Origin of the sequence: Bremerella sp. TYQ1, from assembly GCF_020150455.1 — a bacterium.
In the GTDB taxonomy this organism is placed as follows: domain Bacteria; phylum Planctomycetota; class Planctomycetia; order Pirellulales; family Pirellulaceae; genus Bremerella; species Bremerella volcania_A.
In genome coordinates this window covers 2,194,911-2,210,693 of sequence record NZ_CP083740.1, presented here as the reverse complement: position 1 = coordinate 2,210,693, position 15,783 = coordinate 2,194,911, and the positions used below count along the sequence as shown (strand labels likewise).

Below are 15,783 nucleotides of genomic sequence, written 5' to 3'. Positions count from 1 at the left end.
CAGTGGATTCGCCATCCTACGACAATTTTCGTTGCTGCTCGGAAGGATCGACGCTTGGGATATCTCGTCCTTGAAAACGGAACCGTTCACGATCCGGCTAACGGTGTCGATGGCGAGACACGTTCGATCTGGATGAAGGATGGCAAGATTGTCCCCGCCCCGGCGGAAGAGAGTCGGGTTGTCGATCGGCGAATTGATTGCCGTGGCTACGTAGTCATGCCCGGCGGGGTTGATATGCATTGCCATATTGCCGGACCGAAGGTCAACATTGGTCGTCAGATGACGCCAGAGTATCGCCGCGACGAAGGCATCCCACGCAGCGAAGGTCGCCGAAGCGCGAGTGGCGGCCTGCTACCGAGTTGTGTCGGTACGGGGTACATGTTTGCCGGGCTGGGTTACACGACAGCGATGGATGCCGCCATTCCTGGTCTGCACGCGCGGCATGCCCACGAAGACTTTCTCGATACACCGCTGCTGGACAAAGGCTTTTATTTGCTGTTCGGCAACAACCAGTTCGTGATGGATCGGATTCGCGAAGAACGTAGCGACTGCCTCGATGCCTATCTGGCTTGGGCGTTGGGTTCGACGCACGCGTACGGCGTGAAAGTCGTGAACCCTGGCGGCGTCGAAAACTGGAAACAAATCAGTCGCAAAACGGTTCAGCAATTGGACGAACCAGTCCCTGGGTTCGGCGTCTCGCCCAGGGCGATCGTGCGAAACCTGGCCGCTTCGGTCGATCGCTTGAATCTTCCGCATGCGGTTCACATTCATTGCAACAATCTTGGTGTGCCAGGCAATAGCGAGACCACACTGCGAACGATGCAGGCCCTCGATGGGCATCGGGGGCACTTTGCTCATACGCAGTTTCACAGCTACGCGGGCGACGAAAACGATCCGAGCAGCTTTCGCTCGGCGGCGCCGATGCTCGCGGAATTCGTCAACGAGAATCCGAACATTACCATCGACGTGGGGCACGTGAATCCAGGCAAAACCTTAGGGGTAACCGGCGATGCGCCATTCGGCTACTTTCTTTCCAAGCTAAGCGGAAATCGGTGGTACGCCGCTGATAGCGAACTGGAAGCAAGCTGTGGCGTGATTCCGATGGAGTTTCAGCCACAGAAAGTGCTGGTACACGCCATTCAATGGGCGGCAGCGCTCGAGTGGTATTTGCTGGTGAAAGATCCGTGGCAGATCGCGATGAGTAGCGATCATCCTAATGGCGGCGCTATTTTCAGGTACCCCGAAGTGATTCACCTGTTGATGGATTCGGCATTTCGCCGCGAAGCGATTGCGAAGATGCATCAGCAGTTGGGGGATCGTACCACGCTGGCGGAACTTGATCGTGAGTATTCGCTGAATGAGATCGCCATTATTACCAGGGCCGGTCCTGCGAAGATGCTGGGTTTGAAGCAGAAAGGCCATCTCGGCCAAGGTGCCGACGCCGACGTTACCATTTACACGCCAAGTACCAATCGCACGGAAATGTTCCAGCGTCCGCGCTACGTCGTGCAAGCTGGACGTGTGATCGTCGAAGATGGAGAACTGGGTGGTGAAGTGTTCGGCAAGCTGTTCTCGGTTTCACCGAGCATGGACGACGGGCAACTGCCGGTAATCCAAAAATGGTTCGACGATGCCCACACGATCCGCTTCCGAAACTTTGCCATCGAAAAGCATCACCTCGGCGACGTGGAAACGGTGGCCAGTTCTTAGGGTGCGTCTTGACGCACCAGGGCAATCCATCGCAATTCGAAGCGAAAACGCGTGGCAATGCACTATGCACTGCCACGCGTTTTGTGTTTAGTCGAGTATTCCGTTCGTGGTGCGTCAAGACGCACCCTACTTGCTAACCGCCGGTAGCTTCCAGCAGTTTCTCTTGGCCTAGGCGGTCACAGAAGTCGCCTAAGGTTTCCCCTTCGGTGCGTTGTTCCTTGAATACGGTGAAGACTTTCACCAATTCCGGAACAACTTCATCGGCGGGAACCATGTCTTTGTAGATATAGTTCAAGCGATTACCGAGTCGGCGGCCGCCGAGGAACATCGTGTACTTTTCCTTGGCGCGTCCGACCAGGCCGATGTCACTGTTGTACGGGCGAGCACAACCGTTCGGGCAGCCAGTCATGCGGAGGGTGAACTTTTCGTCTTCCAGACCCAGCTTGGCGACTTCCTTTTCCAGATCGTCTACCATGCCTGGCAAAGCTCGTTCGCTTTCGGTAATCGAAAGTCCACAAGTTGGCCATGCTACGCAAGCCATCGACCACCGCAGCGTGTTGCTGATTTCGGAAGTCAGCACGACGCCATGCTTTTTGAGAATCTCTTCCAGCTTGGCTTTGTCGCCTTCTTCGATGCCACTGAAGATAATGTCCTGGTGGCCGGTGAAGTGAATGCCGGGATTCAGGGTCGTGCAGATTTCGCGAATGGCGGTCTTCAGCTTGCAGTCTTCAAAGTCGGCGATACGGCCGTTCTCGACATTAAGCCCATAGAACCATTTTCCGTCGCCCTGCTCGGACCAACCTTTATGGTCGTCGAATTCTGTGACGTCGGTTGGGTGTGGTTCTGGAAGATCACGGCCGAAGTATTCTTCGACTTTCTTCTTGAACTCTTCCAGGCCCATGTCGCGAACGGTGTACTTCAGGCGAGCCACTTTGCGGTCTTCGCGGTTACCGAAGTCGCGTTGAACTTTAACAACTGCTTCGCAAACCCCGATCAAGTCTTCCGGAGAGACGTAGGTCAGCTTCAGACCTAACGCTGGGTAGGTTTTATCTGCCGAAGGTGTACGACCCATGCCGCCACCGACAAGGATGTTGTAACCGACGATCTTGCCACCTTCGTGGACGGCGATCATGCCGAGGTCTTGGGTGTAGACGTCGATGCAGTTGTCTTCCGGCAGGCAGATGCCCATCTTGAATTTACGTGGCAAGTAATGCTTGCCGTAGATCGGCTCGACGACTTCGTTGCCGTTCTCGTCGACTTGGATCTTCTCGCCGGTTTCAGGATCTTGCAGGAAGATCTCGCGGTACGCTCCGGTGCGTGGAGCGAAGTGGTCGGCGATCTCGAAAGCCGTTTTTTGGATTTGGTCGTGCAGTTCGTTGTTTTTAAACGGAGCTGGGCAGCACATCACGTTACGGTTCACGTCGCCGCAAGCACCCAGGGTCGTCAGGCCAACCCCCTTCATTCGCTGCATCAATTGGCGAACGTCGTCCTTGCTGACCCCGTGAAACTGGGTCGATTGACGGCTGGTGATGCGAAGCGTGCCGTTGCCGATGTCGTCGCACAGATCCAGTTCTTCCATCAGCTGCTTCCCGGTCAGCAAACCGGCCGGCAGACGGGCCCGGATCATCATGATGTACTCTTTGCCGGCACCTTTGGCTCGGTTGGCGGCTCGTGCATCACGATCGTCCTGCTGATACATACCGAAATGCTTGATCAGCTGGATGCTTTCCTTACTGAAGTGGTCCGTTCCATCGGAAAACTCTTCAGCCAGGGTGCCACGAAGGTAGTTGCTTTCGTCTTTGATGCCCTCGACAGGGCTCAGCTTTTTCTCAGTAGAAGCCATGGAGCAAAGTTATTCGGGGAAAGTGGGTGGCAGGATGGAAAGGCCTGCGAAAATCGGTTTTCGGCATGCAACTGTCGGATTCCAAGCATGGCAATCCGGCCATTTCGTGGAATCACGCGCCTAATATACACATTCGGGCAATTCTGCGTAATGCGTCAATTTGACGCGGGTTACCTAGGCGATATTACCCATCTTTACATCCCGCAGCCGAATGTCTCGGTTTTCGTAGAGCAACGTCAGCGAGTGCGGCATGGGGTGGCCAGCAATCGCTTTTGATGTCGAAAACTGAAAACTACCCGGTGGTTACTAGTTGGGTTAGGGATATAAAATGGTCTCGTTTCCCATCATTCCCGCACGATTTGCCCGAGGCTCCCTGTGACTGCGACCATTCTGGACGGAAAAACGGTCTCTGCCGCTTTGCAAGAAGACATTGCCGATCGCGTGAAGCAGTTTCAAGCGAAGACGGACGTAACTCCTTGTTTGGCAGCCGTTTTGGTCGGCGAGGACCCCGCCAGCCAGGTGTACGTTCGCAATAAGGAACGAGCCTGTGAAAAGGTGGGAATGACCAGCGAGTTGTTTCGCATGCCGGAGGATATCTCGCAGCACGATCTGCTGGCTCTTGTCCAGCAGCTTAATCAGGACGACAAAGTCAGCGGCATTCTGGTTCAGCTACCTCTTCCGAAGCATCTGGATGCCTCGGAAGTGCTGGATGCGATCGATCCGCGAAAGGACGTCGACTGTTTTCATCCGAGCAATGTTGGATTGCTTTCGCAAGGACGACCAAATTTTCTTCCCTGTACGCCACATGGCGTCGTTCAGATTCTGAAGCACTTCGATCTGCCGACTGCGGGAAAGAATGTTGTTATTCTTGGGCGCAGCGACATCGTCGGCAAGCCCTTGGCGCTGATGTTAATGCAGCGGACGAGCGAAACGTGCGGTGCCGACTATGCCAATGCCACCGTTACCGTGGCTCATAGTCGCACGCCAAACTTGAAAGAGTTGACCCGGCAAGCTGACATTCTGGTCGCTGCTATCGGGGTTCCGAAGTTCGTCACCGCCGACATGGTCAAGCCTGGGGCGGTGGTTGTGGATGTCGGAATCAATCGAACCGACGACGGCTTGTGCGGCGATGTCGAATACGATCCGTTATTGGAAGTTGCCGGAGCCGTTACCCCAGTCCCTGGCGGCGTCGGCCGATTGACGGTTACGATGCTGTTGGAAAATACGCTGAAAGCGGCAATGATTCAGCAGGATACATAGCCTACATTTGAAGTAGGCTGACGCTGAGCGAAACGGAAGCTCTACCGTGTTCAGTACGACAGCACAGAGGGGACAGAGCCATCTGAAGCGATGCCCCTACCATTTTCTAGTTTCGACGGGTTACGTTCGTTGACGGAGTGCTTCGTACAAAAGCACCGCAGCGGTGGTCGAGACATTCAGGCTATCGGCAATCCCGTTCATCGGCAGATGAATATTGGTAATGCCCTCTTGGTGCCACTTTTCGCTCAGCCCATGTGCTTCGCTGCCAAGGACAATCGCGGTCGGCGTTTTCATGTCGATCGAGAGATACGGTACCGAACCATCAACACGAGCGGCGAGGATTTGTATCTTTCGGTCACGCAGGAACTGAATCGTTTCTTCCGAAGTTGCATCGACCAGGGGAACGGTGAAAATTGTTCCGGAACTTGCTCGAATCGAATTCGGGTTGAAGAGATCGGTTCCGCCGTCGGCAGAAATCAGTAGGTCCGCTCCTACGGCATCAATTGTTCTTAATATTGCTCCGACGTTGCCTGGCTTCTCGACTTTTTCCATGACAACGATCAGGGGATTCTCCGGCAATTGAACGTCCTGCAGAGATCGTCGTGGAATTTCGGCAATCGCCACGGCCCCTTCAATTCGTTCGCCGAACGCCAGCTTGGTCATCACATTCCGAGCGACATGGATAAATGGAAGGTCCCCATGCTTGGCAACAACGTCGTCAAACTCGTCCGCTTCAGGACCAGAGAACGCTTCCGGCAACACGAAGATCGATTCGACTGGGAATCCTGATTCCAGGGCCCGGCGAATCTCGCGGAGGCCATCAATAATGGTTCGTCCCTTTTGCATTCGCCCCCGTCGATCGCGCAGGCGGACTGCGGACTTGATCTGAGCATTCTGAAGTGAGCGAATGATTTCTGGCATCGATGTTTACGTCACGTTCTCGAAACTAGCGTAGTAACCGCTGGGAAGTTGACGCCCCTTCGTATCGGAAATAGTCAGCGGACCGGATCGGATCTGCCGGGTCGAAATGCTAGGGAATGCGTCGTCCAGCATCTGCTTCAGCGGGCCATCTTCGTAGCCTGGCGAATGGCAAGTCAGCAAAACCAGCTTGGGGCGTTCGTTTAACAGTTCGTTGAGATAGCCCATCAGCAGTGGCAGGTGCTTGCCGATTCGCCAAACTTCCCCTTTCGAGCCATGTCCGTACGTGGGAGGGTCGAGGATTACGCCGTCGTACGTATTGCCCCGTTTAATTTCACGTTTGACGAACTTTCGCGCGTCCTCGGCGATCCAGCGTATGGGGGCTTCGTTCATGCCGGAAAGTTCGGCGTTGGAGCGTGCCCATTTCACGACATTCGCTGCCGCATCGACATGGGCGACTTCTGCTCCGCCGAGGGCACATGCCAAGCTTGATCCGCCGGTGTAGGCAAACAGATTCAAGATCTTCAGTGGCTGCGGGCTTTTCCGGCAAGTCTCTTGCAGCCATTTCCAATTGGCGTACTGCTCGGGGAAAAGTCCTAAGTGGCCAAACTTGGTGGTCTTCAGGCGAAATTTCAGCGGGCCTGCCGCGACTTCCCAGTTTTGCGGGAGACGATCGGCATCGAGCCAGTCTCCTTGGGTTTCGGTTCGGCGAACATACTTGGCAGCCGCTTTCGACCAGTTTTGAGGCTGAGAGGCCTTAAATCCTTCCGCCGATGGAGAATACCGATCGAGCACTACCGATCCGAATTGCTCCAGCTTTCGACCAGAGCCGAAGTCGAGCAAGCTATACTGGAAGGAAGCCAGATCGGCGTCGGTCATATGGGTTGGCAGTGGTACGGCTAGGGGCGAGATTTTGGTTTTGCCCTGGAATAATTGGCAGTATCTTTCCACAATAACAGAACATGGCTCGCCTGTCGTCGTCCCCTGTTTCGAGATCGCTTGTGACACCTCGCCCAATTCTAAGTCTGTTCGCTTGCCTGATTTGGGTCGGCCACGTGTGGTGCTCGTTGGCTGCTGCCGCCGAGCCAGTCGCTGCTCCGGCTGCCGACGCTGCGGAAGCGCCAACGAAGGCTCAAATCGCGCAGTGGATCGATCAACTCGACAGCGACAAGTTTCTATTGCGCGAAAATGCCACCCAGAAATTGATTTCTGCCAAGCGTGAAGCGATCCAGCCGTTGGCCGATGCCGTGCGGACAGGAAGTCTTGAGAAAGCCTTTCGCTGCATTCACGTGCTACGGGCTTTTGCCATTGGGGATGACATCGAAACCGAAGTCGAAGCTAGTGCCAAACTGGCCCTCATTGCCGCGACCGAGCATGATCGGGTGGCAGCCTATGCTGGGGATGTGCTGAAGAAGATTCAGCCTGTTCAGCAGGAACGTGCGATTCGCATCCTAAGCAGTCTCGGTGTGAAGTTCACTAGTTTCGGCCCGATCCAAGGGTTTCAAACGGTCGACGAAGGCCCTGGCGTTTGGATTACGGACGCGTACACCGGAGATGCGAAACATCTGCATTACCTGCAGCACTTGTCGTTCATTGAAGATGTCCAGATCGAGAACGACAAAGTCACCGCCGACTGGTTTGCCGAGATCGCCAAGATGCCCAACGTTCGGCTTCTGACGGTGAAGGATGGCCCAGTCGATATCGAAATGCTTCGCGAGCTAGAACCGATCTTGCCAAAGCTGAACTGGATTCGACTTTATTACTTGAATCTGAAGGGGAGCCCTGCCCCGCTGTTTTCCAAGATGAATAGCCTCGGTAGTGCCGAACTTTACGGAATGGTGATCGACGGCGAAGAGCTTTTCCAGGATGAGAACGAGCAGCAAAGCATTATGGCTGCGTTGCCTGGACGCTTGCCAGAGAACATCAAGTTTCGCAGCGGTGGCTTTCTAGGAGTTCGCGGTTCCAATGATGCTACGCGTGGCCCGTGTGTCGTGCAAAGTGTCGATCAAGATACTGGGGCGTACAAAGCGGGGCTTCGTGGCGGCGATACCGTTACCGAGGTGAATGGAACGGAAGTCGAAAGTTTCATGCACTTGATCGAACTGCTGAAGGACAAAAAAGCTGGCGATCGGGTCGAAATGACGACCATTCGCGGCACTCAGACACGCAAGCTCGACGTGTTGTTGGGGAAGTGGCAGCTTCGCGAACTGTATTAGCGGGTGAACCTCTATTGCCCTCGCAAGGCGATTGCCCCTACGATACGGCTCGCCTTCGTGCCGCCAGAAGTGGCACGCGACAAAAGGAGTTGTCGGCCACATGCTATCACCTGCCCCTAGAATTCTTATTACGCGATTGAGTGCTCTGGGAGATACCGTCCTGACTCTGCCGGTGCTATGCGCACTGCGAAAGGAATTCCCCGCGGCACAAATTGGTTGGGTTGCCGAGCCGATGGCTGCCAAAGTGTTGGCCGATCGAACTGATCTCAACTTCCTTTTCACCGTTGAAAAAGGTTGGCTCACCAAGCCGGCCGAGATCAATCGCTTGCGTCGTGCCTTGTCGCGGCACAAGTTCGAGATCGTGTTGGACGTACAAGGCCTTACCAAAAGCGCCGCCGCTGGCTGGCTTTCCGGGCGAAAGCACCAAATCACCTTCACACGCGGGCAAGCGCGGGAACTCGCGCCGAATCTAGCCGGTAGGCACATCACGCCGAAATCAACCTACATCGCCGAGAAGTACCTCGAGCTTCTCCAACCGCTGGGAATCGAGAACCCAGGGCTTGAGTTTCAGATGCCGTACGATGCGGTGGCACACGAAACGATGGCCAGACGGATGCCGGTAATTGCCTCGGGACGTTATGCCGTGCTGAATGTTGGTGCTGGATGGTTCTCGAAGACCTGGGTTCCGGCTCGCTTTGGAGAAGTCGCCGCCGATCTGAGCATGCGGTACGAGATTCCCAGTGTCTTGCTGTGGGGAAACGACGACGAATACAAGTACGCCGAAGAAGCCGCCGAAACGGCTCGAGCCATCGCGCCGAATTCGGTCAGCATCCTACCGAAAATGTCGATCGCCGAAATGAAAGAAACGATTCGGCATGCGAACCTGTTAATCAGCGGCGATACGGGGCCGCTACACTTCGGAGTAGCCCTCGAAACGCCGACGATTTCCTTGTTCGGAGTGACCAAGTCAGAGTACTATAGTCCTTGTCGCGGCATTCACCGAACGGTTCAAAACGTGCACGATCCTCTTTCCTGCCGCAAGCGTCGCCGTGCTGGAAACGAGGCGATGCAAGCCATTGCCACGGTGGACGTCCTGAGCCAGGTAGACATCCTGCTCAATATGCGGCATCCTAAAGCTGCGTAACTTTTGGACTGTAACTGTGTCTTTACCGAGCTTGGCTTTGCCTTCCGATCCGCAAGAACAACCGATCCCTCGCTGGAGCAAAATGGTCGCCGGGTTTATTGGCGTGATCGCGATTGTCGTGATGATGGCATTAAACCGGGGCAATGAGGAGCAGCAGCCTCCAGCAGCGAATGTAAACGGCCCGGAAGATCTTTCACGCTTTCTCCCTTTCGACGGCGAAAAAGCTTATCAGCATTTGAAAGATATCTGTGATCTCGGTCCCCGCATCAGCGGTAGCCCGGCCATGCAAAAGCAGCAGCAGATGATTGAAGATCATCTGACCAAGCATGGGGCAACGGTCGTTAAGCAGTCGTGGGAAGTGCGCCACCCTGAAACAGGCCAACCGGTCACGCTAACCAATCTGTTTGGGCGGTTTCATCCGGAACGAACCGAACGGATCTTGTTGTGCTGCCATTACGACACTCGCCCTTATGCCGACGAAGATCCCGAGAATCCCAAAGCTCCTTTCCTGGGGGCCAACGACGGCGCGAGCGGAGCTGCCGCACTGATGGAGCTTTCTCGGCATCTGGCCGACTTGGATACCAAATACGGCATCGATGTTGTCTTCCTGGATGCCGAAGAGTTCATCTTCGATAAAGAACGCGATCCGTTTTTCCTGGGGTCAACTTATCTGGCTCAGAGATATCGCAGTGCCGACATCGACTTCCGCTATAAGTGGGGCATCCTGCTCGACATGGTTGGCGATAAGGACTTGCAGATTTACCAGGAACGCAACAGCCTGTCCTGGAAAGATACGCGGCCGCTGGTAATTGATGTCTGGCGAGTTGCGAATCGATTGAATATTCCCGAATTCGTTCGCAGGCCACGACATACGGTTAACGACGACCATGTCCCCTTGCACGATATCGGCGGCATTCCGATCATCGATATTATCGATTTCGACTACCCAAGTCCTGGCTATGGACCAAAATATTGGCATACGCAGCAGGACGTGCCTGAAAACTGCTCGGCCGATTCGTTGGCCAAAGTAGGCAAAGTGGTGCTGACATGGCTGCAGGAAGTCGAATAACTGCAAGTTGAATCCAATGCCATCTTAGTTTGGGGTGGAACTGACCAATGCTTTTCGCCACCGCGCTGATCGCTTTCATTTTGATCGTGGTTGCTTGGATGATGCACACACAGCATCTGCACACAATCAAGATGATCGAAAAGCACACCGAATGGGATGCTCAGAAGCGAGAGTATCTGCTCTCGCAAGTCAAGCGTCGCAAGAAAGTGACGAGCACCATCGTGATGATCGCCGTCGCGTTTTTGGTAAGCAACGCCATTCCGCACAACGTCTTCTTTGTTCTCTACTGGGCCTGCGTCACGTTGTTGCTGTTGCGGATTGTTGTGCTGGCCGGGATCGATGGTTTCGCGACGAAAACCTACATTCTTTCACTTCGTGACCAACGCATTGCCAGCCGTCGTGCATTGGAAGAAGAAGTCAAACGCCTGCGAGAAGAAAAAGCTCAAGCGAGCTCGAGCGGCGACGAATAACCGAGCGTAATTTCTTTCCGATTCGCGGGTGACATCGGCTACTTGGCTTGGGAGAATAAGGGACTCGACTCGTCTCTTGCTTACCCCGCCTCGGAGTTCCTGATATGTCACCCCGCATTTTGCTACTCTGCCCTGCCCTGCTTCTGTTGGTTGGTCCACTGAGGGCGGAAGTCCCCAAGGCACCAAGCTTCGCGAAGATTCAGCTCACCGAAGAATACTTCGCCGAAGGAGCGTCGGTCGGGGACTTCAATCAAGATGACAAGACCGACATCGTTTGCGGACCCTATTGGTTTGCCGGGCCTGACTTTCAAGACAAGCACAAGTTCTACGATGGCAAAGCATTTCCGAACGACCGAGGCTATTCCGACAATTTCTTCTCGTACGTCGCCGACTTTAACAGCGATGGGTTAGACGACGTGCTTGTTGTTGGCTTGCCAGGCACTCCTGCCCATTGGTACGAAAACAACACCTCCGGCGAACCTTGGAAGAAGCACTTTGCGTTTCCTGCCGTCGACAACGAGGCGCCTGCATTTCTCGACATCACCGGCGACGGTAAGAAAGAGTTGATCTGTCACTTTGAAGGTCAGCTTGGTTACGCACGTCCTAGTCAAGACGATCCAACTCAGCGCTGGCAATGGACGCCTATCTCCGAAAAGCAAGGCTGGGGGCGTTATCAGCACGGGCTAGGTATCGGCGACATCAACGGCGACGGGCGACAAGATTTCCTAATGCCGGAAGGTTGGTGGGAGCAGCCAGAGAATTGGGACGGTAATACACCATGGACGAAACATGCTTACCGCTTCGCACCTGGCGGCGCCGGCATGCACGCGGTAGACCTCGACGGAGATGGCGATAACGACGTTGTGACCAGCCTGCATGGACATGGCTACGGACTTGTTTGGCATGAACAAACGCAAGGCGAAAACGGCGAAATCCAGTTCAAGCAGCACGAGATCATGGGAACGCCAGACAAGTCGGCAAGCAAGTTGGTTTTCAGCCAACTGCACGCCGTCGAATTGGCCGACATGAATGGCGATGGCGTCGAAGATATCGTCACCGGCAAATGCTACTGGGCCCATAACGGCAAAGACCCTGGCGCCAAAGACCCTGCAGTGCTCGCCGTTTTTCTGGCCAATCGAAATGCTTCCAGTGAACTGACGTTTGTTCCAGTCGAGATCGACGACAATAGCGGCACCGGCCGGCAGATTACGCTTCACGATGTAAACGGGGATGGCAAAACCGATATCATCGCCGGCAACAAGAAGGGAACGTTCTTGTTTCTCGCGAAGTAAGTGGTTTTGCAAAAGAAGCGGCTCAAAGAATCGATAGCGGCCCAGATCGGCATTGACTCCCCCATTTCTACGTACCTAGACTTGGTTGTATCCCATCGCTGTAGCAATTCGCAACTTCGGGACAGGGGCACGACAACATGGGACGTCATACAACTGGGGTACACACCGTCGCGGGGCGGCTTTCGTTCTTCTTGGACGATTTGGATCTGACTCGTAAAGAGCTAGCCGACGCTGTCGGTGTCGACGTGCGGACGATTCACAACATCGAGCATGCTCGAAAACGAGTCAATCGTCGGACGATCGCAGCGTTAGCAGAAGTTCTCAATCGCTTTTCAGCTTATCGTTATCCTGCCGCGCCGCCGCTGCTGCTTAACGAGCATCACTTCATCGATCATCCCAACTCAATCGTCGATGTCGCGATGCAATCGATCACTTCGAATCGGCCTGACTTTTTGGTGAACGAAAACCCGCTGATCGATCCTTCGCTTCGCTGGTGGATCAACGGCGATCCAGAGCGACTCGGTTGGACTGGGTTGTTCGATTTGAGTTCGCTCGGCGGGCAGATCGAAGAGTTCTACCGCTGTTTTGAATACCTCGGCGTGGAAGGTTTGCGGAAGTTCTTCGCTCCGCGCGAAGATCTCATCGTGATGCGAACCGACAGCAATATCCGCCATCCCGATACCGGGGTAACGCTAAAGTACACCTCGTTCATCGAGTTCAAAATGAACCGCGGCCTCCTTCAGTCAATGGATGCCACGTTCAACAGCGAACTGGTCACCACGTTCCTGGAATCAGGACACCTACCACGACGCATCGCAGCGTAACTAAACAGTGTGACCAACGTTGCTAAATCTCTTTGGCTTAAGGATTTAATGTGGCAAGGGCAAAATCGCAGTAAAGCGGTATGAATTGACGATCCACCTTTTTGGGGTTATGGTTTAACAAATAAGCATGGGTTAATTGTTCATGCTTTACCCCCCCAAATATTTGCGACTTGCTCCACCGTCGCTTTCATTCTGCTTTCCTTACCCTACCCCATTTTCTGGATCGCCTGTCATGCCTGCCTCAAAACGTCCCGGCTTTACGCTGGTTGAGCTGTTGGTGGTGATTGCCATCATCGGTGTCTTAATCGCCCTCCTTTTGCCTGCTGTTCAGCAAGCTCGTGAAGCAGCACGGCGCATGCAATGCACCAACAACCTAAAGCAGTTGGGCCTCGCATTTCATAACTATCACGATACGTACAATACGCTTCCTGCGATGAACTACCGTCCTGGAGATCCAAACATCAGCATTTACCAAGGCTACAGTGCCCTGGTGCGTATCCTACCGTTTATCGAACAAGGTAATCTGTACGATCAACTTCAGGTTTCCTCGAACAATTTCTACGTTAGTTGGGCTGCTGGCAGCAACAACGCAGTCCGCGAAACCCGCATCGATGCGTTCCGCTGCCCTTCGGATAAAGACTATCCGACCAATCCTGCTGCATCGTGGGAAGATGGTGCCGGCTGTAATTATGCAGTCAGCTATGGCTCGTCCAACTCCTGGTCAAATCCCGACAATCAAAACGGAATGTTCCGTGGTCCAGTCAGGATTTTGAGCGGCGTTGAGCAAGGGGCTCCTGAGCTTGGTTTCAATGCCATTACCGACGGATTGAGCAACACGCTGATGATGTCGGAACATCTGACCGGCGATAACAACGACGATCAGTTGGCCAACGGAAACACTTCGGAACCACGCATTGGATCCGACGTCCCAACGTGGCAATACCCGAGTCAGGCCGACATCGATTCGTTCGGTTCCGCTTGTGCCGCAGAGACAGCCCACAACGGTGAAAATGGCCAGCACTGGATGATGCCTCTGCCGACCCAAACGGCCCTTAACACCATCGCCCCACCGAATTGGCGTTACCCTAATTGCCAGGAAAGCAGCAGCGGTATCGCATCCGACCGCGATGGTGTTTACACGGCAAGAAGTCAGCATCCTGGCGGCGTGATTGTCGTCAAGGGAGACGCTTCCTCTAGTTTCGTCGGCGAAACGATTGATCTCAAAATCTGGCAATACTTTGGTGGCCGCGACGACGGCCAAGTGATCCAGCTTCCTTAAGAAACTCATTCGCGAAAACGGTGCGTTTGATTTCTGAGTTCAGATCTCAAACGCCACGCGAAGGCTCACGTCATTGCATCGCCCACCATCTTTCATTTAGGTAACTCGCCATGTCTGCGTGGACTCATATTTCGTGGATTGTTCTTTTTTCCGCAGTTGTCGGATGCGGTGCCGGTAGCACTCCGGTTCCTCCCGATACCCGGCCGGTGACGGAGTTGATTCGTCAAGACTTGGAAGGCATCCTTAGCTCGAATCAGCTAGGTAGCGAGATGGTATCGATCGAGAATCGGATTACGAAACTGGCCGAGACAGAGCCTGAGAAAGCGGAAGAGCTGCGAGCTGAATATGAGAAGCTTCAGAAGTCAGCCAGCAGCCCTGCCCGTCAGGCGAAAAAGATGATGGAGAAGCTGTAAGTGATTCCGCACGGAGCTGCCTGCGGGTAAGTGTTTTTCGGCCTAAAAAGAAATAAATCTTATCTGGTTTTAGAAACTTGTCGGTCTTAGAGGTGTTAGATACTATGCAATAGGTGGTAGTTTTCTGCTGCCGCATGCCGATCGAATTGAGGCATTCGATCGGTGGGCTGTGTCCACCTCCTGTTGATTTGCCCGCCGAATTCTCGGCTTGGTATTTTCCTGCATTTCTCCTCTATCTTAACACCCCCGAGGAACAGAGTATGTCTACCATTGCGCTTCGCAAGCGTGGTTTTACGCTTGTCGAACTGTTGGTTGTGATTGCCATTATTGGTGTCTTGGTCGCCCTTTTGCTGCCGGCTGTGCAGCAAGCTCGTGAAGCGGCTCGTCGTAGCCAATGTACAAATCAGCTGAAGCAACTTGGCTTGGCTTTGCACAATCATCACGACACATTCCAGCAGTTCCCGCGATTGGCTTTCCTAGAAGGTCCTTATCACGAACGTGTAGGTGGGATGGTGATGCTGTTGCCGTTTCTGGAGCAGAACGCCCTCGCCGATCAGATTAAGAACTACGATACGTCGGTGTACACATCGCAGCCGCCGGAACCATGGGATCCGAACTTCGCCCCGTGGCAGCAGCGACTCGAAGCCCTTCTCTGTCCATCCGATACCGGGGCTACCAAGACCTATCGAACCGATCGTCCCATTGCTCCGAGTAGCTACCGATTTTCGATCGGCGACTCGTACGTCGATACGTACAATCCGCAGGACAACAACACCGAGTTCCGCGGGATTTTCAGTTCTGAACTCGATAAGAAGTTCCGTGATATTACTGACGGAACGAGCAACACCGTCATGATGGGGGAACGCTTGACCGACTTTCAGACGCCGTTCATCAATCAGACGCATGCCAACAGCGTCTCGCTTTCTGATCCGAGTACCTGCTGGGATGCCGTTTCGCCAACCGATCGAAAACGCTTTACCAGCGGCTCGAATCCTGCTGCAAGTCAGCGCTGGAACGACGGCTTGAGCACGTTTACTGGCTTCACCACGGTGATTGGACCGAATGGTCCTTCTTGCTGGAACGACACCAACGAAAACGCTGATCGAGCGTTAACGACGTTGTCCAGCAATCATCCTGGCGGCGTGAACGTGGCGTTGGCCGATGCTTCGGTTCGTTTCATTCCGGAAACCATCGACACCGGCGACCTGACGCAAGCTCAAGTCACTTCGGGACAAAGTCCCTACGGCGTTTGGGGTGCCATGGGAAGTAAGAGTGGCGGCGAAGTTGCCCAGCTGCCTTAGTACGCTTGGGCTGTCCAATCACGTTTTGTTCTTACCTTCCTGAC

14 protein-coding genes are annotated in these 15,783 nt (G+C 54.2%); 11 read left to right on the top strand and 3 right to left on the bottom strand.

What is annotated here, in order from left to right:
- Positions 1 to 54: 54 nt before the first annotated feature.
- Positions 55 to 1,710 (top strand): formylmethanofuran dehydrogenase subunit A, encoded by a 1,656-nt coding sequence (locus LA756_RS08405; RefSeq protein ID WP_224439424.1) that lies wholly within the window; start codon positions 55 to 57, stop codon positions 1,708 to 1,710.
- 133 nt (positions 1,711 to 1,843) lie between these two features.
- Here LA756_RS08405 and LA756_RS08400 read toward each other — a convergent pair whose 3' ends face one another.
- Positions 1,844 to 3,553, bottom strand: a complete 1,710-nt coding sequence (locus LA756_RS08400) for an NADPH-dependent assimilatory sulfite reductase hemoprotein subunit (RefSeq protein ID WP_224439423.1) — start codon at positions 3,551 to 3,553, stop codon at positions 1,844 to 1,846.
- A gap of 375 nt (positions 3,554 to 3,928) precedes the next feature.
- Between LA756_RS08400 and folD the strand changes: the two genes are divergently transcribed.
- The gene (folD, locus tag LA756_RS08395; protein ID WP_224439422.1) at positions 3,929 to 4,813 is read left to right on the top strand and encodes a bifunctional methylenetetrahydrofolate dehydrogenase/methenyltetrahydrofolate cyclohydrolase FolD; all 885 of its coding nucleotides are present in this window, start codon (positions 3,929 to 3,931) and stop codon (positions 4,811 to 4,813) included.
- Positions 4,814 to 4,933: 120 nt separating this feature from the next.
- On the opposite strand, the gene LA756_RS08390 is transcribed toward folD, so the two are convergent.
- The gene (locus tag LA756_RS08390) at positions 4,934 to 5,734 is read right to left on the bottom strand and encodes an RNA methyltransferase (protein WP_224439421.1); all 801 of its coding nucleotides are present in this window, start codon (positions 5,732 to 5,734) and stop codon (positions 4,934 to 4,936) included.
- Between the two features lie 6 nt (positions 5,735 to 5,740).
- Positions 5,741 to 6,610, bottom strand: coding sequence for a class I SAM-dependent methyltransferase (locus LA756_RS08385; RefSeq protein WP_224439420.1), 870 nt, complete (start codon positions 6,608 to 6,610; stop codon positions 5,741 to 5,743).
- Positions 6,611 to 6,732: 122 nt separating this feature from the next.
- On the opposite strand from LA756_RS08385, the gene LA756_RS08380 reads away from it, so the two are divergent.
- The 9 genes from LA756_RS08380 (at position 6,733) to LA756_RS08340 (ending at position 15,739) form a co-directional block, all read left to right on the top strand.
- Positions 6,733 to 7,947 carry a PDZ domain-containing protein gene (locus tag LA756_RS08380; RefSeq protein ID WP_224439419.1) on the top strand — a complete coding sequence of 405 codons (1,215 nt, stop codon included), beginning with the start codon at positions 6,733 to 6,735 and terminating at the stop codon, positions 7,945 to 7,947.
- A gap of 100 nt (positions 7,948 to 8,047) precedes the next feature.
- A complete protein-coding gene (locus LA756_RS08375; RefSeq protein ID WP_224439418.1) occupies positions 8,048 to 9,091 on the top strand; it encodes a glycosyltransferase family 9 protein in 1,044 nt (347 codons plus the stop codon).
- 16 nt (positions 9,092 to 9,107) lie between these two features.
- A complete protein-coding gene (locus tag LA756_RS08370) occupies positions 9,108 to 10,160 on the top strand; it encodes a M28 family peptidase (protein WP_224439417.1) in 1,053 nt (350 codons plus the stop codon).
- Positions 10,161 to 10,207: 47 nt separating this feature from the next.
- Complete coding sequence (locus LA756_RS08365) at positions 10,208 to 10,630, top strand: hypothetical protein (protein WP_224439416.1); 423 nt, start codon at positions 10,208 to 10,210, stop codon at positions 10,628 to 10,630.
- 104 nt (positions 10,631 to 10,734) lie between these two features.
- Positions 10,735 to 11,922 carry a VCBS repeat-containing protein gene (locus LA756_RS08360; protein ID WP_224439415.1) on the top strand — a complete coding sequence of 396 codons (1,188 nt, stop codon included), beginning with the start codon at positions 10,735 to 10,737 and terminating at the stop codon, positions 11,920 to 11,922.
- A 137-nt stretch (positions 11,923 to 12,059) separates the two neighbouring features.
- Entirely contained in the window at positions 12,060 to 12,746 is a 687-nt protein-coding gene (locus tag LA756_RS08355; protein ID WP_224439414.1) for a helix-turn-helix transcriptional regulator, read from the top strand.
- A 232-nt stretch (positions 12,747 to 12,978) separates the two neighbouring features.
- Positions 12,979 to 14,025, top strand: coding sequence for a DUF1559 domain-containing protein (locus LA756_RS08350; protein ID WP_224439413.1), 1,047 nt, complete (start codon positions 12,979 to 12,981; stop codon positions 14,023 to 14,025).
- A 110-nt stretch (positions 14,026 to 14,135) separates the two neighbouring features.
- Positions 14,136 to 14,438 (top strand): hypothetical protein, encoded by a 303-nt coding sequence (locus tag LA756_RS08345; protein WP_224439412.1) that lies wholly within the window; start codon positions 14,136 to 14,138, stop codon positions 14,436 to 14,438.
- 260 nt (positions 14,439 to 14,698) lie between these two features.
- Positions 14,699 to 15,739: a DUF1559 domain-containing protein gene (locus LA756_RS08340; protein ID WP_224439411.1), complete on the top strand. Its 1,041-nt coding sequence runs from the start codon at positions 14,699 to 14,701 to the stop codon at positions 15,737 to 15,739.
- Positions 15,740 to 15,783: the final 44 nt, after the last annotated feature.